Source organism: Paenibacillus mendelii (assembly GCF_024498075.1).
Classification (GTDB): domain Bacteria; phylum Bacillota; class Bacilli; order Paenibacillales; family Paenibacillaceae; genus Paenibacillus_Z; species Paenibacillus_Z mendelii.
Genome location: NZ_JANHOF010000019.1, coordinates 30498 through 48158 on the forward strand (window position 1 = coordinate 30498; position 17661 = coordinate 48158).

At 51.7% G+C, this 17661-nt stretch carries 16 protein-coding genes; 14 read left to right on the forward strand and 2 right to left on the reverse strand.

What is annotated here, in order from left to right:
- The first annotated feature begins 275 nt into the window (after window positions 1–275).
- From NNL21_RS31195 to NNL21_RS31255, 13 genes are all read left to right on the forward strand, one after another.
- Window positions 276–1238: an ABC transporter permease gene (locus NNL21_RS31195; RefSeq protein WP_204822482.1), complete on the forward strand. Its 963-nt coding sequence runs from the start codon at window positions 276–278 to the stop codon at window positions 1236–1238.
- Complete coding sequence (locus NNL21_RS31200) at window positions 1232–2104, forward strand: carbohydrate ABC transporter permease (RefSeq protein ID WP_204822481.1); 873 nt, start codon at window positions 1232–1234, stop codon at window positions 2102–2104. The genes NNL21_RS31195 and NNL21_RS31200 overlap by 7 nt, the downstream gene beginning before the upstream one ends.
- A gap of 51 nt (window positions 2105–2155) precedes the next feature.
- Window positions 2156–4408, forward strand: coding sequence for a helix-turn-helix transcriptional regulator (locus NNL21_RS31205; RefSeq protein WP_204822480.1), 2253 nt, complete (start codon window positions 2156–2158; stop codon window positions 4406–4408).
- Between the two features lie 18 nt (window positions 4409–4426).
- Window positions 4427–5431 (forward strand): zinc-dependent alcohol dehydrogenase, encoded by a 1005-nt coding sequence (locus NNL21_RS31210; protein WP_204822479.1) that lies wholly within the window; start codon window positions 4427–4429, stop codon window positions 5429–5431.
- Between the two features lie 4 nt (window positions 5432–5435).
- Window positions 5436–7010, forward strand: a complete 1575-nt coding sequence (locus NNL21_RS31215) for an FAD-dependent oxidoreductase (protein ID WP_204822478.1) — start codon at window positions 5436–5438, stop codon at window positions 7008–7010.
- Between the two features lie 110 nt (window positions 7011–7120).
- Entirely contained in the window at window positions 7121–7279 is a 159-nt protein-coding gene (locus NNL21_RS31220; protein WP_204822477.1) for a hypothetical protein, read from the forward strand.
- A 155-nt stretch (window positions 7280–7434) separates the two neighbouring features.
- The gene (locus NNL21_RS31225; RefSeq protein ID WP_373567619.1) at window positions 7435–8853 is read left to right on the forward strand and encodes an MDR family MFS transporter; all 1419 of its coding nucleotides are present in this window, start codon (window positions 7435–7437) and stop codon (window positions 8851–8853) included.
- A 39-nt stretch (window positions 8854–8892) separates the two neighbouring features.
- On the forward strand, window positions 8893–9483 hold the full coding sequence (locus NNL21_RS31230) for a TetR/AcrR family transcriptional regulator (RefSeq protein ID WP_204822475.1): 591 nt from the start codon (window positions 8893–8895) through the stop codon (window positions 9481–9483).
- A gap of 191 nt (window positions 9484–9674) precedes the next feature.
- The gene (locus NNL21_RS31235) at window positions 9675–10724 is read left to right on the forward strand and encodes a polysaccharide deacetylase family protein (RefSeq protein WP_204822474.1); all 1050 of its coding nucleotides are present in this window, start codon (window positions 9675–9677) and stop codon (window positions 10722–10724) included.
- 193 nt (window positions 10725–10917) lie between these two features.
- Window positions 10918–12639 (forward strand): hypothetical protein, encoded by a 1722-nt coding sequence (locus NNL21_RS31240; protein WP_204822473.1) that lies wholly within the window; start codon window positions 10918–10920, stop codon window positions 12637–12639.
- 203 nt (window positions 12640–12842) lie between these two features.
- Complete coding sequence (locus NNL21_RS31245; protein WP_373567618.1) at window positions 12843–13874, forward strand: ROK family transcriptional regulator; 1032 nt, start codon at window positions 12843–12845, stop codon at window positions 13872–13874.
- Between the two features lie 28 nt (window positions 13875–13902).
- The gene (locus NNL21_RS31250; RefSeq protein ID WP_204822472.1) at window positions 13903–15126 is read left to right on the forward strand and encodes an MFS transporter; all 1224 of its coding nucleotides are present in this window, start codon (window positions 13903–13905) and stop codon (window positions 15124–15126) included.
- 58 nt (window positions 15127–15184) lie between these two features.
- Window positions 15185–15754: a maltose acetyltransferase domain-containing protein gene (locus NNL21_RS31255; protein WP_204822471.1), complete on the forward strand. Its 570-nt coding sequence runs from the start codon at window positions 15185–15187 to the stop codon at window positions 15752–15754.
- Between the two features lie 91 nt (window positions 15755–15845).
- On the opposite strand, the gene NNL21_RS31260 is transcribed toward NNL21_RS31255, so the two are convergent.
- Together NNL21_RS31260 and NNL21_RS31265 are read right to left on the reverse strand one after the other, a co-directional pair.
- Window positions 15846–16064 (reverse strand): glycine zipper 2TM domain-containing protein, encoded by a 219-nt coding sequence (locus NNL21_RS31260; RefSeq protein ID WP_204822470.1) that lies wholly within the window; start codon window positions 16062–16064, stop codon window positions 15846–15848.
- Between the two features lie 155 nt (window positions 16065–16219).
- Window positions 16220–16546 carry a MazG nucleotide pyrophosphohydrolase domain-containing protein gene (locus tag NNL21_RS31265; RefSeq protein ID WP_204822469.1) on the reverse strand — a complete coding sequence of 109 codons (327 nt, stop codon included), beginning with the start codon at window positions 16544–16546 and terminating at the stop codon, window positions 16220–16222.
- Window positions 16547–16641: 95 nt separating this feature from the next.
- On the opposite strand from NNL21_RS31265, the gene NNL21_RS31270 reads away from it, so the two are divergent.
- Window positions 16642–17244, forward strand: coding sequence for a TIGR00730 family Rossman fold protein (locus NNL21_RS31270; protein ID WP_204822468.1), 603 nt, complete (start codon window positions 16642–16644; stop codon window positions 17242–17244).
- The last annotated feature ends 417 nt before the right edge of the window (window positions 17245–17661 follow it).

The following is a 17661-nucleotide window of genomic DNA, read 5'->3' on the forward strand; positions in this document are numbered from 1 at the left end:
CGGCGAGCGCCCGGAAACGGTTGGTTTCCGGGTGCTGCCTAATCACCGGATAGAAAAACCCACGCAAAAACTAAGCCTATGCTTCCGAAGTGAGTTTTTGCTCGACTACGTCGGGCGAAGCCCACGCAAAAATTTAGCTTATGCTTCCGAAGTGAGTTTTTGCTCGACTACGTCGGGCGAAGCCCACGCAAAAACTTAGCTTATGCTTCCGAAGTGAGTTTTTGCTCGACTAACGTCGGGCGAAGCCCACGCAAAAACTTTAAGGAGGAACCATCATGGCGCATGCTGACACTGAGACTGTCCAAGCATCATCGCGATCATCAAGAGGCAGAATCGTCTCGGTGTTCCGACATATGAGACGGGATCGGCAGCTGCTGATTCTGTTCATCCCATGTCTGCTCTTCTATGCTATTTTTCGTTACGGCCCTCTATACGGCATGATCATCGCCTTCAAGGATTACAGCGTGTTTACCGGTATTCTGGGGAGCGACTGGGTAGGGCTCAAGCACTTTGAAAAGTTTTTCGCAAGCGCCGATTTCTGGCTGCTGTTCAAGAATACGCTGCTGCTTGGCTCGCTTACGCTCGTTTTCGGGTTTCCGTTTCCCATCATTCTCGCTATTCTATTGAACGAAGTCCGAGTCAAATGGTTCAAGAAATCGGTACAAACGATCAGCTATCTTCCTGCTTTCTTGTCTGTCGTTATTATCAGCAGCATGATCATTGATTTCTTGTCCCCTAACCAAGGCATAATCAACCAACTGCTGGCTGCGCTTGGTTTTGAAAAAATATATTTTCTAATCGAGCCGGAATGGTTCCGTCCCATCTATGTGCTGTCGGACATCTGGGCTTCAGTCGGTTATGAGGCAATTATCTACATGGCGGCGATCGCCGGCATCAGCCCCTCCTTATATGAAGCAGCCAAGGTGGACGGGGCCAAGCGGCGCCATATGATCTGGTCGATTACGATCCCAAGCATCATGCCTACGATAATCATTATGTTCATTCTCAAAACAGGCTCCATGATCCGCGTCGGTTATGAGAAGGTGCTCTTGCTCTATAACCCGATGACCTATGAAGTATCCGATGTCTTCTCCACCTATGTGTACCGGAAAGGGCTTCTGGAAAGCAATTACAGCTATGCCGCGGCCGTCGGGCTATTCGAAGCGCTTGTCGCCATGACGATGCTGCTGTCGGCCAACTTTATCAGCAAGCGGATGGGGGGCAACGGGCTATGGTAGCAAAAGGCCTTCGAAGTATATCCCTGTTCCAAATATTCAACACCCTTGTCCTGGTATGCCTTGCCGTTGCGACGATCTATCCGATTCTGTACATTACGGCTGTTTCTCTAAGCGATACCTCCTATGTCGTCCGGGGTGAAGTGACGCTGATTCCGAAGGGGTTCAACTTCGGCGCGTACAAAGAGGTGCTCATGGATAACCGGATCCCCAGGGCGTATCTGAATACGATTTACTATACGACACTGGGCACGTTCATCAATCTGCTGATGACGGCGATCGCGGCCTATCCGCTCTCCCGGAGAACGTTCTTCGGGCGGAAGTTCTTCATGCTGGCGATTGTCATTACGATGTTCCTCAACCCGGGCATTATCCCGAACTACGTCATCGTCCAGAACCTGGGGCTGCTCGATTCCGTATGGGCACTGGTGCTTCCTAATGCGATCTGGACCTTCGAGCTGCTGATTCTAAAAAGCTTCTATGAGAGCATGTCGGGCTCGCTGCGGGAAGCCGCAGTCGTGGACGGGGCGTCGGAATACCGGATTTTGTTCAATATCGTCATTCCACTTTCCAAACCGGCGCTGGCATCTATCGGATTGTTCTATTTCATGGGGCATTGGAACAGCTTCTTCGTCCCGATGATCTATCTGAACGATGCGGCGATGTATCCGCTTCAGGTCATTCTGCGGGATATGCTGATCTTTAATGAAGGCGGGAATAACCCAAGCTTGGTCGATGCGGCGGCGCTTGCTCCCCAAGCGATGAAGAATGCGACAATCGTCCTGTCCATGATTCCTGTTCTGATGATTTATCCGTTCGCGCAGAAATATTTTGCCAAAGGGGTCATGCTCGGCTCCGAGAAGGGATGAGCAGACGGCATGTTGAAGATAGTTGGATGACATCATGAGAGGTGGCACCCAATGAATCGCTTGATCGCAAGTAGAGGCCTGCTACAAATTTTTTTCGCTTTGTTGCTGGTCATCATTATCATGTTTGTATCCAACTACGTCGTCTACAAAAACTCGATCTCCGGAATATATGAGAAAGTAGCCCAGAACAACCGGTTGGTGATCAAAAACATCATTCAATCCTTCAATAACAGCTTTACGACGGTAAATAATCTCATCTTTACGATACATGGCCTGCCATACGATAACCTCTTTGCCCAGGGAGACGGCAGCATCGACATGGCCAAGGTCTATTCCCTGCAGGATAACATTACGACGCTCGCCTCATCGGCCGACTATATTGAGGATATTATTATCTTCTTCGATAATCATGATCTGGCGATTACTTCCAAAGGCACGAGCAATATGTCGGTCCTGTTCGACAAGAAATTCAAGCATGACATCTATAATACCGGCTATTGGAAAACCTTTGCGAAGTCCAAGCATCCGTCCACCGTGTTCCCGGCCGATACCTTCGTCAGCCAGGGAGAGACGATGACGAAGAAAAGCAGGCAGCTGATGGCGATCATCGACGGCAATAAGGTCCGGATGTCCGATAAGAACATTCTGGTCATGATTAATGTCGAGAAGCTGCTCAATCACGTCGATATGAAGGCGATGCTTCCGGGGGCTTCCCTGATCGTGCTCGATCCGACGCGCAAAATCATTCTGAGCACGGAGAAGGACTGGGATCTGGTCGAAGTGCTGAATGATGTCTACTTCAACACGTCAAGCGAAGCGTCGCTGACCCATAACAATTTCGAGTACAACTTCTATAAGTCGGACTATAACGGCTTTGTGTATATCGACAAGGTGCCCTATCAATTCAAGAATATCGATTCGGTCACGAACGCCAGCCGCATGATCATGATCAGCGCGATCATATGCGCGGTCATCTTGTCCGCTTTGCTCAGCGTTTTCTTATACCGGCCGGTAAAGGGGATCTTGAAGCTGCTCGGCGGCGGAAGCATCAAGGGCAATGATTTTCGCAAAATTCATAGCGGGATCGTAAAGGTGCAGTCCGAGAATGAAGCCTTGAAGAAGCAGATGAATTTCGTTGATCTGGAGATCCGCAGAGGCGTGTTCCTGCAGACGCTGGACGCCTACAATCATTCCCAAGAATATGAAATTCAAATGCAGAAGTACTACCCGTATTTCTTTCGGGAGCGGCAATTCGTCATGGCAGCCGTACACTTGAAAGGGCTCCATCCGGACAAGGAGCAGACGGATCTGTCTATCGAGGAAATGACCGAGGCGATCAGAGCCGGCCTGCAGCAAGGAGCCGGGCATGTCGTTGTATTCCACTCGAGTCAGCTGCAATTTCTGGCCATGATCGGCATCGGCCATTCCTTCGAACGGGCCGCAGCCATCGATCGTCTGGAAGCGTTCATTCAACGGGCGGAGAAAGAAGAGCTGAAGGGCTTCGTGGCTTGGGCATGCGTCAGTAAGGTCTACGATTCGCATATGAGAAATTGTCATGCTGCCTATCAAGAGATCATGAATGGCATGCTGTACCGGAATGTCAATCCGAGCGGATCCGTTCTGGATACGGAGTCGATCCGTTTTGTTGCCGATATCCATTTTCCATTCGAGAAGATCGAGAAGCTGTCCAATTGCATGTTAAGCGGCAAGACGAACGAAGGCATGCGGATTATTACCGACCTGATCAAGGAAAATGCGGATCGGGGGATCCATCATCACCAGCTTGCGCATGTAGCCAGAAGCATCCTGTCCTATATGATGAAGCAAATTGATGGTTCTCCCGCCGTGAGCAAGGAGCTCTACCGGCTCGAAACCGAGTTTCTTCAGAGGGTGGATAACGCATACGGCTATAAGGAGGTTCAGGATGCTTTGCTGGAGGCTGTACAGGTTGTCGCCAGCAAACGCAACCACGACCAGAAGAGCAAGCTGAATCCGGCATTCATCTCGCAATATATCGACCTTCACTATATGGAGAATTTGTATCTCGATCACATGGCTGAGGTGCTGGATACGAGCCCGAAATATTTTTCGAATTATTTCAAGAAAACGTTCGGCGTCAATTATGTGGAATATCTCAATAAAGTAAGGCTATCCCATGCGAGGGAGCAGCTGAAGAATTCCGACTTAAGCATCGCTGAAATTGGCGAGAAGACCGGCTATATGAATTCATCGACGTTCACTACGACGTTTAAAAAATACTATGGGATCTCCCCCAGCGAGTACCGTAAACATCCGGGGGATTGACACGAAAAGGAGCAAGCCATGAAGGCCGTAGCTGCCTTAAGAGGTAAAATCGTGATTAAGGATATGGACCAAGTCGAGCCGCCGGCTGGGCATGTGCGGATTCGTACCGAATATACCGCCATCAGTCCAGGTACGGAGATGTCGTTTCTGAAACGGGCCTCGGAGCAGGAGGTCGTATTAGGCTACAGCGGGGTTGGAATCATTGAACGGATAGGCGACAACGTAACCGGTCTGGAGGTGGGCCAGCGCGTCGCTTGTTATGGCGCGCCCTATGTGCGTCATGCCGAGTGGATGACGGTGCCGTCTAATCTGACTGCGGTCGTACCGGACCATGTAAGGCCGGAGGAAGCCGCCTTCGCGGGACTGGGAGCGATCGCCATTCATGCGCTCCGCACGGCGGATATCCGGTTCGGGGAATCTGCTGTCATTGTAGGGCTCGGTATTCTTGGGCAGATTACCGCTCAGATCGCTTCCGCGGCAGCTGTCCGTGTCGCGGGCTTGGATCTGAATGCGGATCGGGCTGAGCTGCTCAAGCAGCAGGGGGTTGAGCATGCCTATACCGACCAAGAGCGGCTGGAAGAGCAGCTTCCTGCTATTACGGGCGGCTATGGCGCGGATTGCGCGCTTCTCTGCGCAAGCGGTTCAGGCGAAGAGCTGATCAACCGCTCGATGAAATGGATTCGGGATAAGGGGAAGGTCATTATCGTCGGCGATTTGACGACCGAGTTCTCCAGAGGGCTGATGTTCAGCAAGGAAGTTCAGGTCCTTATATCGCGGGCGGGTGGTCCCGGGCGGTATGATGCCGGGTACGAGAGGGATAACCGGGATTATCCGATCGGCTTCGTACGATGGACGGAAGGCAGGAACATTGCGGCGTACATTCAGTTATTAGCGGAGAAGCGCATCGACGTATCGCCTCTGATCTCCGACATCATCCCGTTCGAGCGTGCAGAGGAAGCCTATGGGAAATACAGCAGCGGTCAAGTTGATGTCATGGGTACGCTGCTTAAGTATGGAGGCTAGCCGGATGACAGCTTACAAGCAAGCGGATATCGTTATTATTGGAGGCGGCATGGGCGGCTGCGCCGCCGCATTGGCTGCGGTCAAAGCGGGGAAACGCGTCATCATGACGGAGGAGACGGTATGGATCGGCGGCCAGCTGACCAGCCAAGCGGTTCCTCCGGATGAGCATCCTTGGATCGAACAGTTTGGCTGTACGGCCAGCTACCGGGAGTATCGCAACCGGGTAAGGGAGTACTACAAGCGAAACTTCCCGCTGACGGAAGCTTCGCGGAATCAGCTTCAATTTAACCCGGGCAATGCTACGGTGAGCCGCATCTCTCATGAGCCAAGGGTGGCCTTGGCGGTTCTGCGCGATATGCTGGCCCCTTACATCCATAGCGGGAAGCTAACGGTTATGGAATGTCACTGGGCCGTGCAAGCGGAGATGGAAGGCGACAGCATCCGCGCCATCCATGTGCGTGGTGAGGGATCGGGCGAGACGACGGTCCTGACCGCGAGCTATTATCTCGACGCAACGGAGGAAGGGGATGTCCTTCCCATCACGGGGACGGAGTATGTGACGGGATCGGAATCCGCAGCGCAGACCGGGGAGCCGAACGCGCTTCCGGGGCAGGCGGATCCGGCCGATATGCAGGCGTTCACATGGTGCTTTGTTGTCGATCATATCGAAGGTGAGGATCATACGATCGCGAAGCCGGAGCAATATGAATTCTGGAAGCAATATCGCGCGGACTTCTGGCCGGACCATCAATTGAGCTGGGCAGGGCTAGTGCCGCATACGCTTGAGCCGATCCGGTACAGCTTGTTCCCTGACGGCAAATCGTTCTCCTTGTGGCAGTACCGGCGGTTTATCGACCGATCGCAGTTTATGGAAGGCAGCTTCGACAGCGATCTGACGGTCGTCAATTGGCCGCAGAACGATTATTGGCTGGGTTCGATAATTGATGTTAGCCCGGAAGAGCGGGAGAAGCATCTGTATAATGCCAGACAACTCAGTCTGTCGCTGCTGTATTGGATGCAGACGGAAGCGCCGCGTCCCGATGGAGGCAAAGGGTATCCGGGTCTGCGTCTTCGCCCGGATGTGACCGGAACAGCCGACGGTTTGGCGAAGAGTCCCTACATACGTGAATCGCGCCGCATTGTCGCGGAATGTACGGTGGTGGAGCAGCATCTGAGTCCAGCCAACCGCCCGGATGGCAGGGCGATGGATTATGACGACTCTGTCGGGGTTGGATGCTACCGGATCGACCTTCATCCGAGCACAGGGCTGCGCACCTATATTGACGTGCCGAGTCTGCCGTTCCAAATTCCGCTGGGTTCTCTGATTCCCGTCCGCATGAACAATTTGCTCGCCGCCTGCAAAAATATCGGCACGACGCATATCACGAACGGGTGTTACAGGCTGCATCCGGTGGAGTGGAACATCGGCGAGTCGGCGGGATACCTGGCTGCGTATTGCCTTGAACACGGCATTGAGCCAAGATCCGTCCGGAAGGACCGGAAGCACCTGGAAGCGTATCAACAGCTTCTGGTGCAGGCCGGTATCGAGCTGAAATGGCCTTCGGTTGGAGCCGTTTAGCTATTCATATGGATGCCACTGGGGACTTTCCCTCTATTAAGGGGATAGAATTGCGCCTCTCCGCATAAATTATGTGCGTTAAGCGATTAATGAGGAGAGGAGGCGTCAGCGTGAACGATCGGAATGACCATGCCGCTGAAGAGGCGGAGCTGGCTTATATTACAGCCTTGATCCGCGATCAGGTGGTACGGGGCAACGAGATGACGAACGTTCCGTCTGCGGATGTATTCGATGCAGCGGAAGATATAGACGAGCAGGCGGCCGATTAAATTTTGTTTTGACAAATATGTTGGTCGTCTGCTAAAATCGGAACACCGGACAATTGTCCGGTCATTTTTTTGTTGGATGCGGACAATTGTCCGCAAGCCGGAGGAGGAAGAGAAACTTGAATGCTGCAAGCACAGAGAAACAGGCCCCCGTCGATTTGAGCGGAATCAAGAGAGGGCCGATTGTAGCTGCCTTGATTATCGGGGCGTTCGTGGCGATTCTGAACGAAACGCTGCTCAACATCGCTTTTCCAGATTTGATGAAAGAATTCAGCATTGGTCCATCCACCATTCAGTGGCTGTCCACCGTGTATATGCTCGTCATCGGCATACTCGTGCCGGTAACCGCACTGCTGCAGCAGTGGTTCACGACCAGGCAGATGTTCTTGTCAGCCATGATCCTATTCTTGGCGGGAACCGTCATATGCGCTGCCGCTCCTTCGTTCGAGCTGCTTCTCGTCGGCCGGATCGTTCAAGCGCTCGGCACGGGTCTTATGCTGCCGGTTATGATGAATACGATCCTCGTTATCTATCCACCGGAGAACCGGGGGGCAGCCATGGGGATGATCGGCCTGGTTATTATGTTCGGACCGGCAATCGGACCTACCTTGGCAGGGTTGATTATTGATCAACTCAACTGGCGCTGGTTGTTCATCTTAGTCATTCCACTTGCAATTTTCTCGGTATTATTTGCTGTTATGTACCTGAAGAATGTGACCGACTTGACGAAGCCGAGGGTCGATATTCTTTCCATTATTCTGTCGAGCATCGGTTTTGGCGGGATCGTATACGGCTTCAGTAAAGCGGGAGAAGGCTCATGGTCCGATCCGGCCGTCATATGGACGCTTGTTGCCGGGGGCATTGCGCTGGTATTGTTCATTATTCGGCAGCTCGTCGTTCGAGAGCCGATTCTGGATCTTCGCGCATTTAAGTATCCGATGTTCTCGATTGTGACGGTGCTTCTGCTCGTTCTTATGATGACCTTGTTCTCCACGATGATTCTGCTGCCGCTTTTCCTGCAGACCGCCCTCATGATGACGGCGTTCAAGGCAGGTCTGACGCTTATGCCGGGCGGCATCGTGAACGGTATTATGGCGCCGATCTCCGGTAAGCTGTTCGACAAGTTCGGCCCGCGGGTGCTCATTATCCCAGGTCTGGTGCTCGTGCTGATTTCGATCTGGCTGTTCACCGATATCTCCGTCGAGACGACTGCGGGTTATGTCGTGACCCTTCATATCATTCTGTTGGTCGGTATTTCGATGGTGATGATGCCGGCGCAGACGACAGGGCTTAACCAGCTTCCGCGTCACCTGTATCCACATGGAACGGCGATACTTAATACGCTGCAGCAGGTAGCCGGCGCAATCGGGACGGCACTGTTCATCAGCATCATGTCGTCTGGTACGGGCAAATACGTGGCTGCAAACCCGCAGGCAACGCCTGCCGAAGGCTTAGTTGCGGGCTTGCAGGACGCGTTCTTTATCGCTTTCCTAGTTGGTATCGTTGCGCTTGTCATCGGATTCTTCATTAAACGCGTGAACACGTCGCCGGAGCAAGAGAAGAAAGAAGTGGCATGATTCGGCCATTTCCAGAAGGCTGCAAAGGAAGGGACACAGATGGATAAGGGTAAGGATAGGCTTCGCATGGAAATTATGAGAACAGCCCAGCAGCTGTTCGACAAGCACGGTATTGAAGCCGTCAGCATGCATCAGGTGGCGAAGTCGGTCGGCATCGGCCAAGGAACGTTATATCGTCGTTATCCAAGTAAAAGCAATCTATGTCTCTGTTTAATGGAAACGAAGTTTGATCAGTTTAAGAAGTCGATCGTAGAATATTTGCAGGAGAATGCGGACGCGCCGGTGGTGGAGCGTCTCTCCCGGATTATGACGAGCTTGGTCGGATTTATGAACGAGGATTTGGAGTGGGTCAAGGCTTTGATCCATTCCGAGAAGCTCGAAGAGGCCAGAGTTAATTTATTCGAGATCCCTCCATTCGTGTTTCTTCGCGAAACCATACAAGGCCTGCTTGAGGAAGCGGCAGCCAAGGGAGATCTCATCGCGCTCGACCCGATGTTCACCTCCAGCGTATTGGCTTCATCGTTAAGACCTGAGCTGATGGTTTACTTGCGTGATTCAGGATATTCATCGGCACAGATCGCCGAGCAGACCGTCGGAACGTTCATAAAGACGTTATTTGTCCGTGACTGACTGCGGCTGATAACTTCATCAATAGGTCAGCCAAGAAGGCTGCTTTCGCTGTGTATCTTCAGCGGAGGCAGTCTTTCTTGCGTATTGGCGAAAGGAGCGGTACCGTTCCGCTGGAAAGGCGTGCTATTTCATCCGCCTCGCCCATATACTCTATCAATCAAACAATTCCTGCGCAGGGGGACGAAGATAGAATGATAGGGAAACAGGGCAATAGAAGGATTAGCTGGGCTTGGTTGCTCGCGGCGGCTGCTGTCATGATCGGAGCTGTGGCGTGGCCGAATGAAGCTGCTTACGCCAGCACAAGCAAAGCCCCCGTTGAGAAGCAGGGCACGGTCTATTTGACGTTCGACGACGGCCCAAGCAAGTGGACGCCGCAGGTGCTCGATATCCTCGCGCGCCATAACGTGCTTGCCACTTTCTTCGTCTTGGGCGAATCGGCGGAGCGTTACGAGGATACGGTGCGCCGGATCGTTAATGAAGGCCATGCTCTGGGCAATCATACGTACAATCATGTTTACAAAGAGCTGTATCAAGATTTCATGGGGTTCTGGAAGCAGGTGAAGCGGACCGATGAAGCGCTGACCCGCATTACGGGGAAGCATACGGCGCTGCTTCGCGCACCGGGCGGCACATACACAAATTTCGATGCCTCTTATTTTGACTATATGCACCAGGCTGGTTATACGATATTCGACTGGAATATGGATTCCGGCGATTCGAAGAGACAGAATGTCCCTGCAGCGGAAATCGTAAAAACGGTGAAGCAATCGCAGCTGAAGGAGGAGGTCGTGCTCCTGATGCATGATGGAAGCGGGCATGGAGAATCTGTTAAGGCGCTCCCGGCCATTATCCGGTACTTCAAAGATAAGGGGTACCGGTTCGCCGCCCTGAATGAGGGCGTGAAGCCGGTTACGTTCCCTCTGGGTCCCTTGAAATGGAAGCGGAGCTGGACCGAGGAACAGCATGTGCAAGCCAAAGCAGCGATACAAGACATGGCTTCCGCAGATGAATGGATACCGCTTAGGGAATGGGCTGCGGGCAAAGGGACGGTGGACTGGGATTCGAAGGCAAGAGAGGCTCTGCTACAACTGGGGGACCTGACCATGCGGCTTGTTCCCACCGATGGTCAGTCTGTGCGAATCATCGATGGCGGGTCGATCGGAGAAAGAGAGGGGATATTTCGGATCATGGACAATCGGATCTATATCCTGAAATCCGCCGCAAGCGAGCTCTTCCCGTGAGGTCTGTATACGAATTAACAAAAATGTATAAATAAAACAGGAATTAGCGCAGTCTGCATGGAAGTCACTTAGAGAGAGGGGGAAGCTGTCCATATCCATCATGAAAGCGTTATCTTGAGCGGCGTTCTCGTTCGATAACGACTGCTCGGCAAGTGGAACGCCAATGATTCGAATCTAATGGAGGTGTGTAGGTATGGAGAACAAGGACGCAGTACCTATCATAGATAACGAAAGCGACACATGGACGGCCATAGACGGGCTCGGCCGGGAACTGCCGGGCTTCGAGGAGGTTGGCCCTCCAAAGCCGGATAAATTCGTAGGGATGTTTTATTTTCTGTGGATGGGCCAGCATGGAATCGATGGACCCTTCGATGTGAGCGCTATTCTTGAGAAGCACCCGGAGGCAATTCATGATGGCTCCCACCCAGCCTGGGGACCGATGACGAAGTTTCATCACTGGGGGGAGCCGCTAACCGGCTACTACCTATCGGATGACCGGTACGTGATTCGTCAGCATGCTCAACTGCTTGCAGATGCAGGTGTGGACACGATTATCTTCGACGTTACGAATCAATTCACCTACAAGCATTGTTATATGACGCTGTTGAGTGTCTACGCGGAGATGAGGCAGGAGGGGGCTAGAACGCCGCAGATCGCTTTCCTGACGCCATTCTGGGATCCATCGAGGGTTGTCTCGGAATTATATCGCGATTTGTATGAGCCGAATCTGCACCCGGAATTGTGGTTCCCTTGGAAGGGCAAGCCGCTTATTCTGGCGGACCCGGAGAAGGTGCTTCCTGAGCATCGCGAGTTCTTCACCTTCCGTAAACCGGAGCCGTCTTATTTCGTCGGACCTTCCGGCCCGGATCAGTGGTCTTGGCTGGAAGTTTATCCGCAGCATGCCTTCTATGATTCAGAAGGAAAGGTCGAGCAGGTTTCAGTTGGCGTCGCGCAGAATGCGGTCGATGGACGGCTGGGCTCGTTAAGCGAGCCCGGAGCGCTCGGCCGCAGCTATTCCGGCGGCAAGCATTCCGGCCGGCCGGAGGACACGCCATACGGACTTAACTTCACGGAGCAGTGGGAGCGGGCACTTGAGCTTGATCCTAGCTTTGTTTTCGTTACCGGCTGGAATGAATGGATCGCTTCCCGTTATGATGAATTTAACGGCGTTCGTTATCCGGTCATGTTCGTGGATCAGTTCGATCACGAGAACAGCCGGGATATCGAGCCGATGCGCGGCGGTCACGGAGATAGCTATTATTATCAATTGATTTCGTATATCCGGAAGTTCAAAGGGGTCCGTGACAAACAAACCTCCGTACCTTCACTGTCGATCGACATTCAAGGGCCATTCGCCCAATGGGATAAGATGCAGCTGGAGTACAAGGATGATTCGGGCGATGCGGTGCATCGCGATCATGATGGCTGGGGGAATGCAGGCCGATACGTGAATCGGTCGGGCCGGAACGATTTCGTCACGATGAAGGCTGCGCATGACGAGCGGTTCCTCTATTTCTATGCGCAGACGAAGGACGAGCTGACACCGCCTGGCGGCCCGTCGTGGATGACGCTGCTGCTGCATATTCAAGGGGCTGACCGGCCGGCATGGGAAGGGTATCATTACATCGTCAACCGCATCCCCTGCGATGAGACGGGTACAATCCTGGAGGCATGCGAAGGCGGCTGGAGGTGGCGCTCTATTGGCGAGCTTACGCATCGCACAGAAGGCAGCGAATATATGCTTGCCATCCCCAGAGATTGGATCGCAGCAGGCGCATCCGCGGATGGGGAGGTTCGGATTTCTTTCAAGTGGGCCGATAATGTTCCGCTCGAAGGAGATATCCTCGATTTTTATTTGCACGGGGATACCGCACCGGATGGCCGGTTCAACTATACGTATACAATCAGCGGCTAGTTGAGCAGCAAGCTGCCGACAGCACGATTTTCCCTGTATGGAACCATGCGATTATAACGGCTATTGTTCGCAGCTTTTGCGGGCAAGGCCGTTTTTTCGTTAAGTGAACAACGAAAATTTTCTAGTCATGGCCGAAAATTTCTGCTATTATCGTTGTGACTTATTAAATGTATTTAAGAAGTATGAGCTGAGGGGGTAACGTTGTGAATGGGCGGCATGCAGCACCGAAAGAAAGCAAGAAGATAATGCTGCGCGCTATACGCACGACTCTGCTGGCGCTTGGAAGTGCAACGAAGGTTGAATTAAGCCTGAAATTGGGGATTAGCTTCCCTACGATCAGCAAGTTCCTGAAGCAAATGGAGAAGGATGGAGAGCTCCTCTTCGTTGGTCTTGATGATTCCAGCGGCGGAAGAAGAGCCCAGCGATATGCGTATAATCCGGAGTATATGATGGGATTGGCTATTTTTCTGGAACAAACCGAAACCAACTACACGATCTTTAATTGTTTAGGGGAAGTGAAGGAGCAAGGCCGCACTTCGAATGTGCGGATCGATGATTTTCAAAGCTTAACGATGCATATGGAAGACATCCTCGATACCTATCCGAAGATCAGTTCGATGGCCATCGGCGTACCAGGTGCGGTCAATGAGGGCCGGATTATTTATATTCCAAGCCATGAGCAGCTGCATCATTTTGATTTGAAGGGATATTTCGAAGAACGGTTATCCATACCTGTTGTCGTAGAGAACGATATGAATGCTGCGGTCCTTGGCTACAACGCCACTAGGCGAAATATGGGCCATTCTTCCTTGATCTATTTGTATTTGGGTCATAATGGCCCTGGGGCCGGGATTATGATTAACGGAGACGTGGTGCGGGGAAGTACGTTTTTCTCAGGGGAAGTTTCATTCGTCCCTCAATACGATGACCGGAATTTTCTGCAGGCTTTAAACGATGGAAACGGGACAGAACCACCCAATCCCCGTGACGAGAAGGTGATTGATGCGATCAGCCGGTTGGTAGCTTCGTTCACAGCGATACTGAACCCGCATACGATAATTTTCTGTAACGAGGAATTGAACCCGGCCATTATCGGCCAAATCGTAAGCAGGAGCGCAGCCTATATTCCGAAAGAGCATCTTCCCAGGCTGACGACAAGTGACTGGAAACAAGATTATTTGGTTGGATTACAGAAGCTCGGACTTGATCTTATGATCGCGGAGACAAGAGTATAAGGGCGGACTCAGGAGACAGATAAACCATATGGCGACATTCTTCTTACTTATTATCTATTTGGCTTTCATCAGCCTGGGACTGCCTGATTCATTGCTGGGAGCGGCGTGGCCCGTTATGCAATTGGATTATGACGCACCGCTTGAGACGGCCGGCTTGCTGTATATGACGATAGCAGCCGGGACGATTGTTTCCAGCTTGGCAAGCGGGACGGTATTGAGACGTTTCGGAACGGGCAACGTTACGCTTGTCAGCTGCATCATGACTGCCGGCGCGCTGCTAGGCTTCGCTGCTTCGCCGTCGCTTGCTTGGCTGCTAATCTGTGCGGTGCCGCTTGGATTAGGCGCAGGATCGGTGGATGCGGGACTGAACAATTACGTTGCCGCTCATTACAAAGCGCATCATATGAGCTGGCTGCATTGCTTCTGGGGAGTCGGGGCTACAATGGGCCCTATTATTATGGCACAATTCATTTTCGGTCAGAACGAATGGAGAGACGGATACCTCGCGGTTGCCGGTATTCAGTTTGCCCTGGTGGTCCTGCTGTTCGTCACGCTGCCGTTATGGAATCGGGTCGCCAGCAGCGCTGCTTCAAGCGAAGAGCAGGAAGATCTGACTCGGGAAGCAGACGACGCCTCATCTGCGCCTATACAACCATTGAAGATTAAAGGCGTTAAGCTGGCTCTGATTTCCTTCTTGTTCTATTGCGGCCTTGAAGCCACCATGGGCCTATGGGGGAGCAGCTTTCTTGTTAATGTGAAGGGATTGCCAGCGGCAGAAGCGGCGCAATGGGTGTCCCTCTTCTACTTGGGCATCACCATCGGCCGATTTATGACCGGCTTTATTACGTTCATGCTGAGCAACCGGATTCTCATCCGGGTAGGGCAATATACGGCTTTGGCTGGGGCAGCGCTTCTATTCTTGCCATTGCCGACTAGCTTCTCGCTTGCGGGTTTTATGATCGTGGGATTAGGCTTGGCCCCGATTTATCCGTGCATGCTGCATGAAACGCCGGTCCGCTTCGGGAAGAAGCATTCCCAGACCATTATGGGCTATCAAATGGCAGTGGCTTACACGGGCGGAACGTTTATGCCGCCTCTGCTTGGTTTTCTGGCTTCCGGTTTCACCATTGGCATTTTTCCATTCTATATCGTGATTTCTGCTGCAGCGATGCTCTTGTTCTCCGAAAGATTGAATGTTTTCTTGAAGCGGAAGGACTTCTTCGAAGATAGAAAATCGAATTTTACAGCATAATAATCGTACATGACCATGGATACGCATTAACGAAACGAATAATTGGAGTTGTCCGAAAATGAAAACCGAAAAAGAAAAAATGATAAATGGCGAGCTGTATCATGCTGGCGATGCGGTCTTAGTGAATGATAGACGAAACGCCCGGAGACTAACGCGGCTATTCAATCAAACCATGGAAACGGATGATAGCACGCGCATGGAGCTGCTGCAGGAATTGTTCGGCTCGACAGGGAAGAATCTGTATGTTGAACCAACCTTCCGATGCGATTATGGCTACAACATTCATATCGGCGAGAACTTCTATGCTAATTTTGATTGCGTATTACTGGATGTTTGCGAAATCCGGATTGGCGACAATGCTTTCCTAGCGCCTGGTGTGCATATCTATACCGCAACGCATCCATTGGATGCACAGGTGAGAATATCGGGTGCCGAATACGGAAAGCCGGTAACGATCGGTCATAATGTCTGGATCGGCGGGAGAGCCGTCATAAACCCTGGAGTTAGCATAGGCGATAATGTCGTGGTCGCTTCCGGCGCCATTGTTACGAAGGATGTACCGGATAACGTAGTCGTAGGCGGGAACCCTGCGAAGATAATCAAGCAAATTGAAGGACAGGTTCAATGACGAATGGGCTGCCGAGCATTTCTATTGAACGGACGGAGGGAGCGGGGTTTCCCCGGCTCCCTCTGCTTTTCCTTATCGATGCCGACACGGTTTATTCGTTCCGTTCCTCGGCGCTGTCGTCTTGATCTCCAGCACCTTCTCCCATCTTGTTGCCCAACGCTGCGCCAGCGGCGCCACCTGCAACGGTACCAAGAGGACCCAAAACAGAACCCACCACAGCGCCCACCACACCGCCGCCTACGGTTCCTACAGCTTCTCCGGTATTCACGTCGTCGTTGCGGTTCCGATTGCGGTCATTGTTATTAGCCATCCTTCTCACTCCCTTTCGTTTGTGATAGGAAACGCGCTGCTATTTACCAGCACAGCCCCAAACCATATGTTGCCCTAACCGTGGTGGAAGGATTCTTACATGTTATAAATTCTAAGGTTGTCATTCGTAATTTAGGAGATTACAAGGACGTTGTATCAACTTAGAAGCGGGCTGAATCGCTTAAGCAGCTTTTGTTTATGCGCTGTGAAGGCTTCCTCTAAAGAGATGCCGTACAAGTCGGCCAGCAGTGATAAATTTCCCAGAACATCGCCGATTTCCTCCATCAAGTCGAGCTTGAGCTGCTCTTGAGGCGGGGTGGTTTCATCCGGACGATCTCTGCCGATTTCATAAGAACGGACTGCTCGTGCGACCTCGCCCGTTTCTTCCATAAGAAATCCAACTCTTATAAAAGGGCTGTAGCTAGCCCAGCCTCTTTCCCCATAAAAATGCTTGATCCATTTTTGGATTTCGCCAATTTCCATTACTGCACTCCCCTATTCGCTTAGGATGATTTCCGACCCAACATATAGTATATTAAACAGTGTGAAATATCAATATATAGTTTGGAGATGGGATAGTGAAATCAATTTGTGTTTTTGCCGGATCAAATTTAGGGGAGCATGACGAGTATAAAGTGAAAGCTGCTGAGCTTGGTCAGGTCATGGCTAGTAAAACATATCGATTGGTTTACGGCGGGTCCAGGATTGGCTTAATGGGTGAGATCGCCGCTGCGGTCATGAATGGGGGAGGCGAAGTGATCGGAGTCATGCCCAAAGGCCTATTTGGAGGCGAAATGGTGCATAGAGGGGTGACTCAGTTAATTGAGGTAGAGGATATGCATGAGCGCAAGGCTGCGATGGGACAATTAGCGGATGGGTTTATTGCGCTGCCTGGCGGCTTTGGAACGTATGAGGAGCTGTTCGAGGTCTTGTGCTGGTCACAAATTGGCATACACCAGAAACCAATAGGTATTCTCAACATCCGCCATTATTTTGACCCCTTGTTGAATCTGATTCATCACAGCATGAATGAAGGCTTCTCCAATACTTCGCATCTCAGTCTGCTGAACGTTTCCGATGACCCCGTGGAGCTATTACGCCAAATGGAGAGCTATGTTCCTCAAAAGCTCGAACAAAAGTGGAAACAGCTTAACGAGCCTGGAGTGGCTAACAATCTTTAAGAGGCACGGCCTTGGGAGGAGTCGGCTGCGAGGCTGCTTCTCATAGAATAAAGGCGAATAGGTCCAAGTTATCCGATCATACGCTCATTGTAAAACCGATTAAGGTGTGATGCGGTTGAAGGCGGGTAAAGACAACCAATTCGTTGTTTACATCATAAAAGGCTCCACCATAAGAAGATTTTTAATCCTGGATTTAATACTCGGGACCGGGATTTATTATGTCGTTAAATTTATATTTGCAAGTGTATTAATCGCATCTGCCGGCAGCATCGTCGGGACTGAGGGCGTGAAGAGGGCCCCGAGATTGATAAATAAGGCAGGCGGATTATGGCATAAATAAATCAATCACAAGACAACCCTATCCCCCTGTATGCGCATTGAGCTGCGAACGGGAGGAAAGGGTTGTTTGTTAACGTG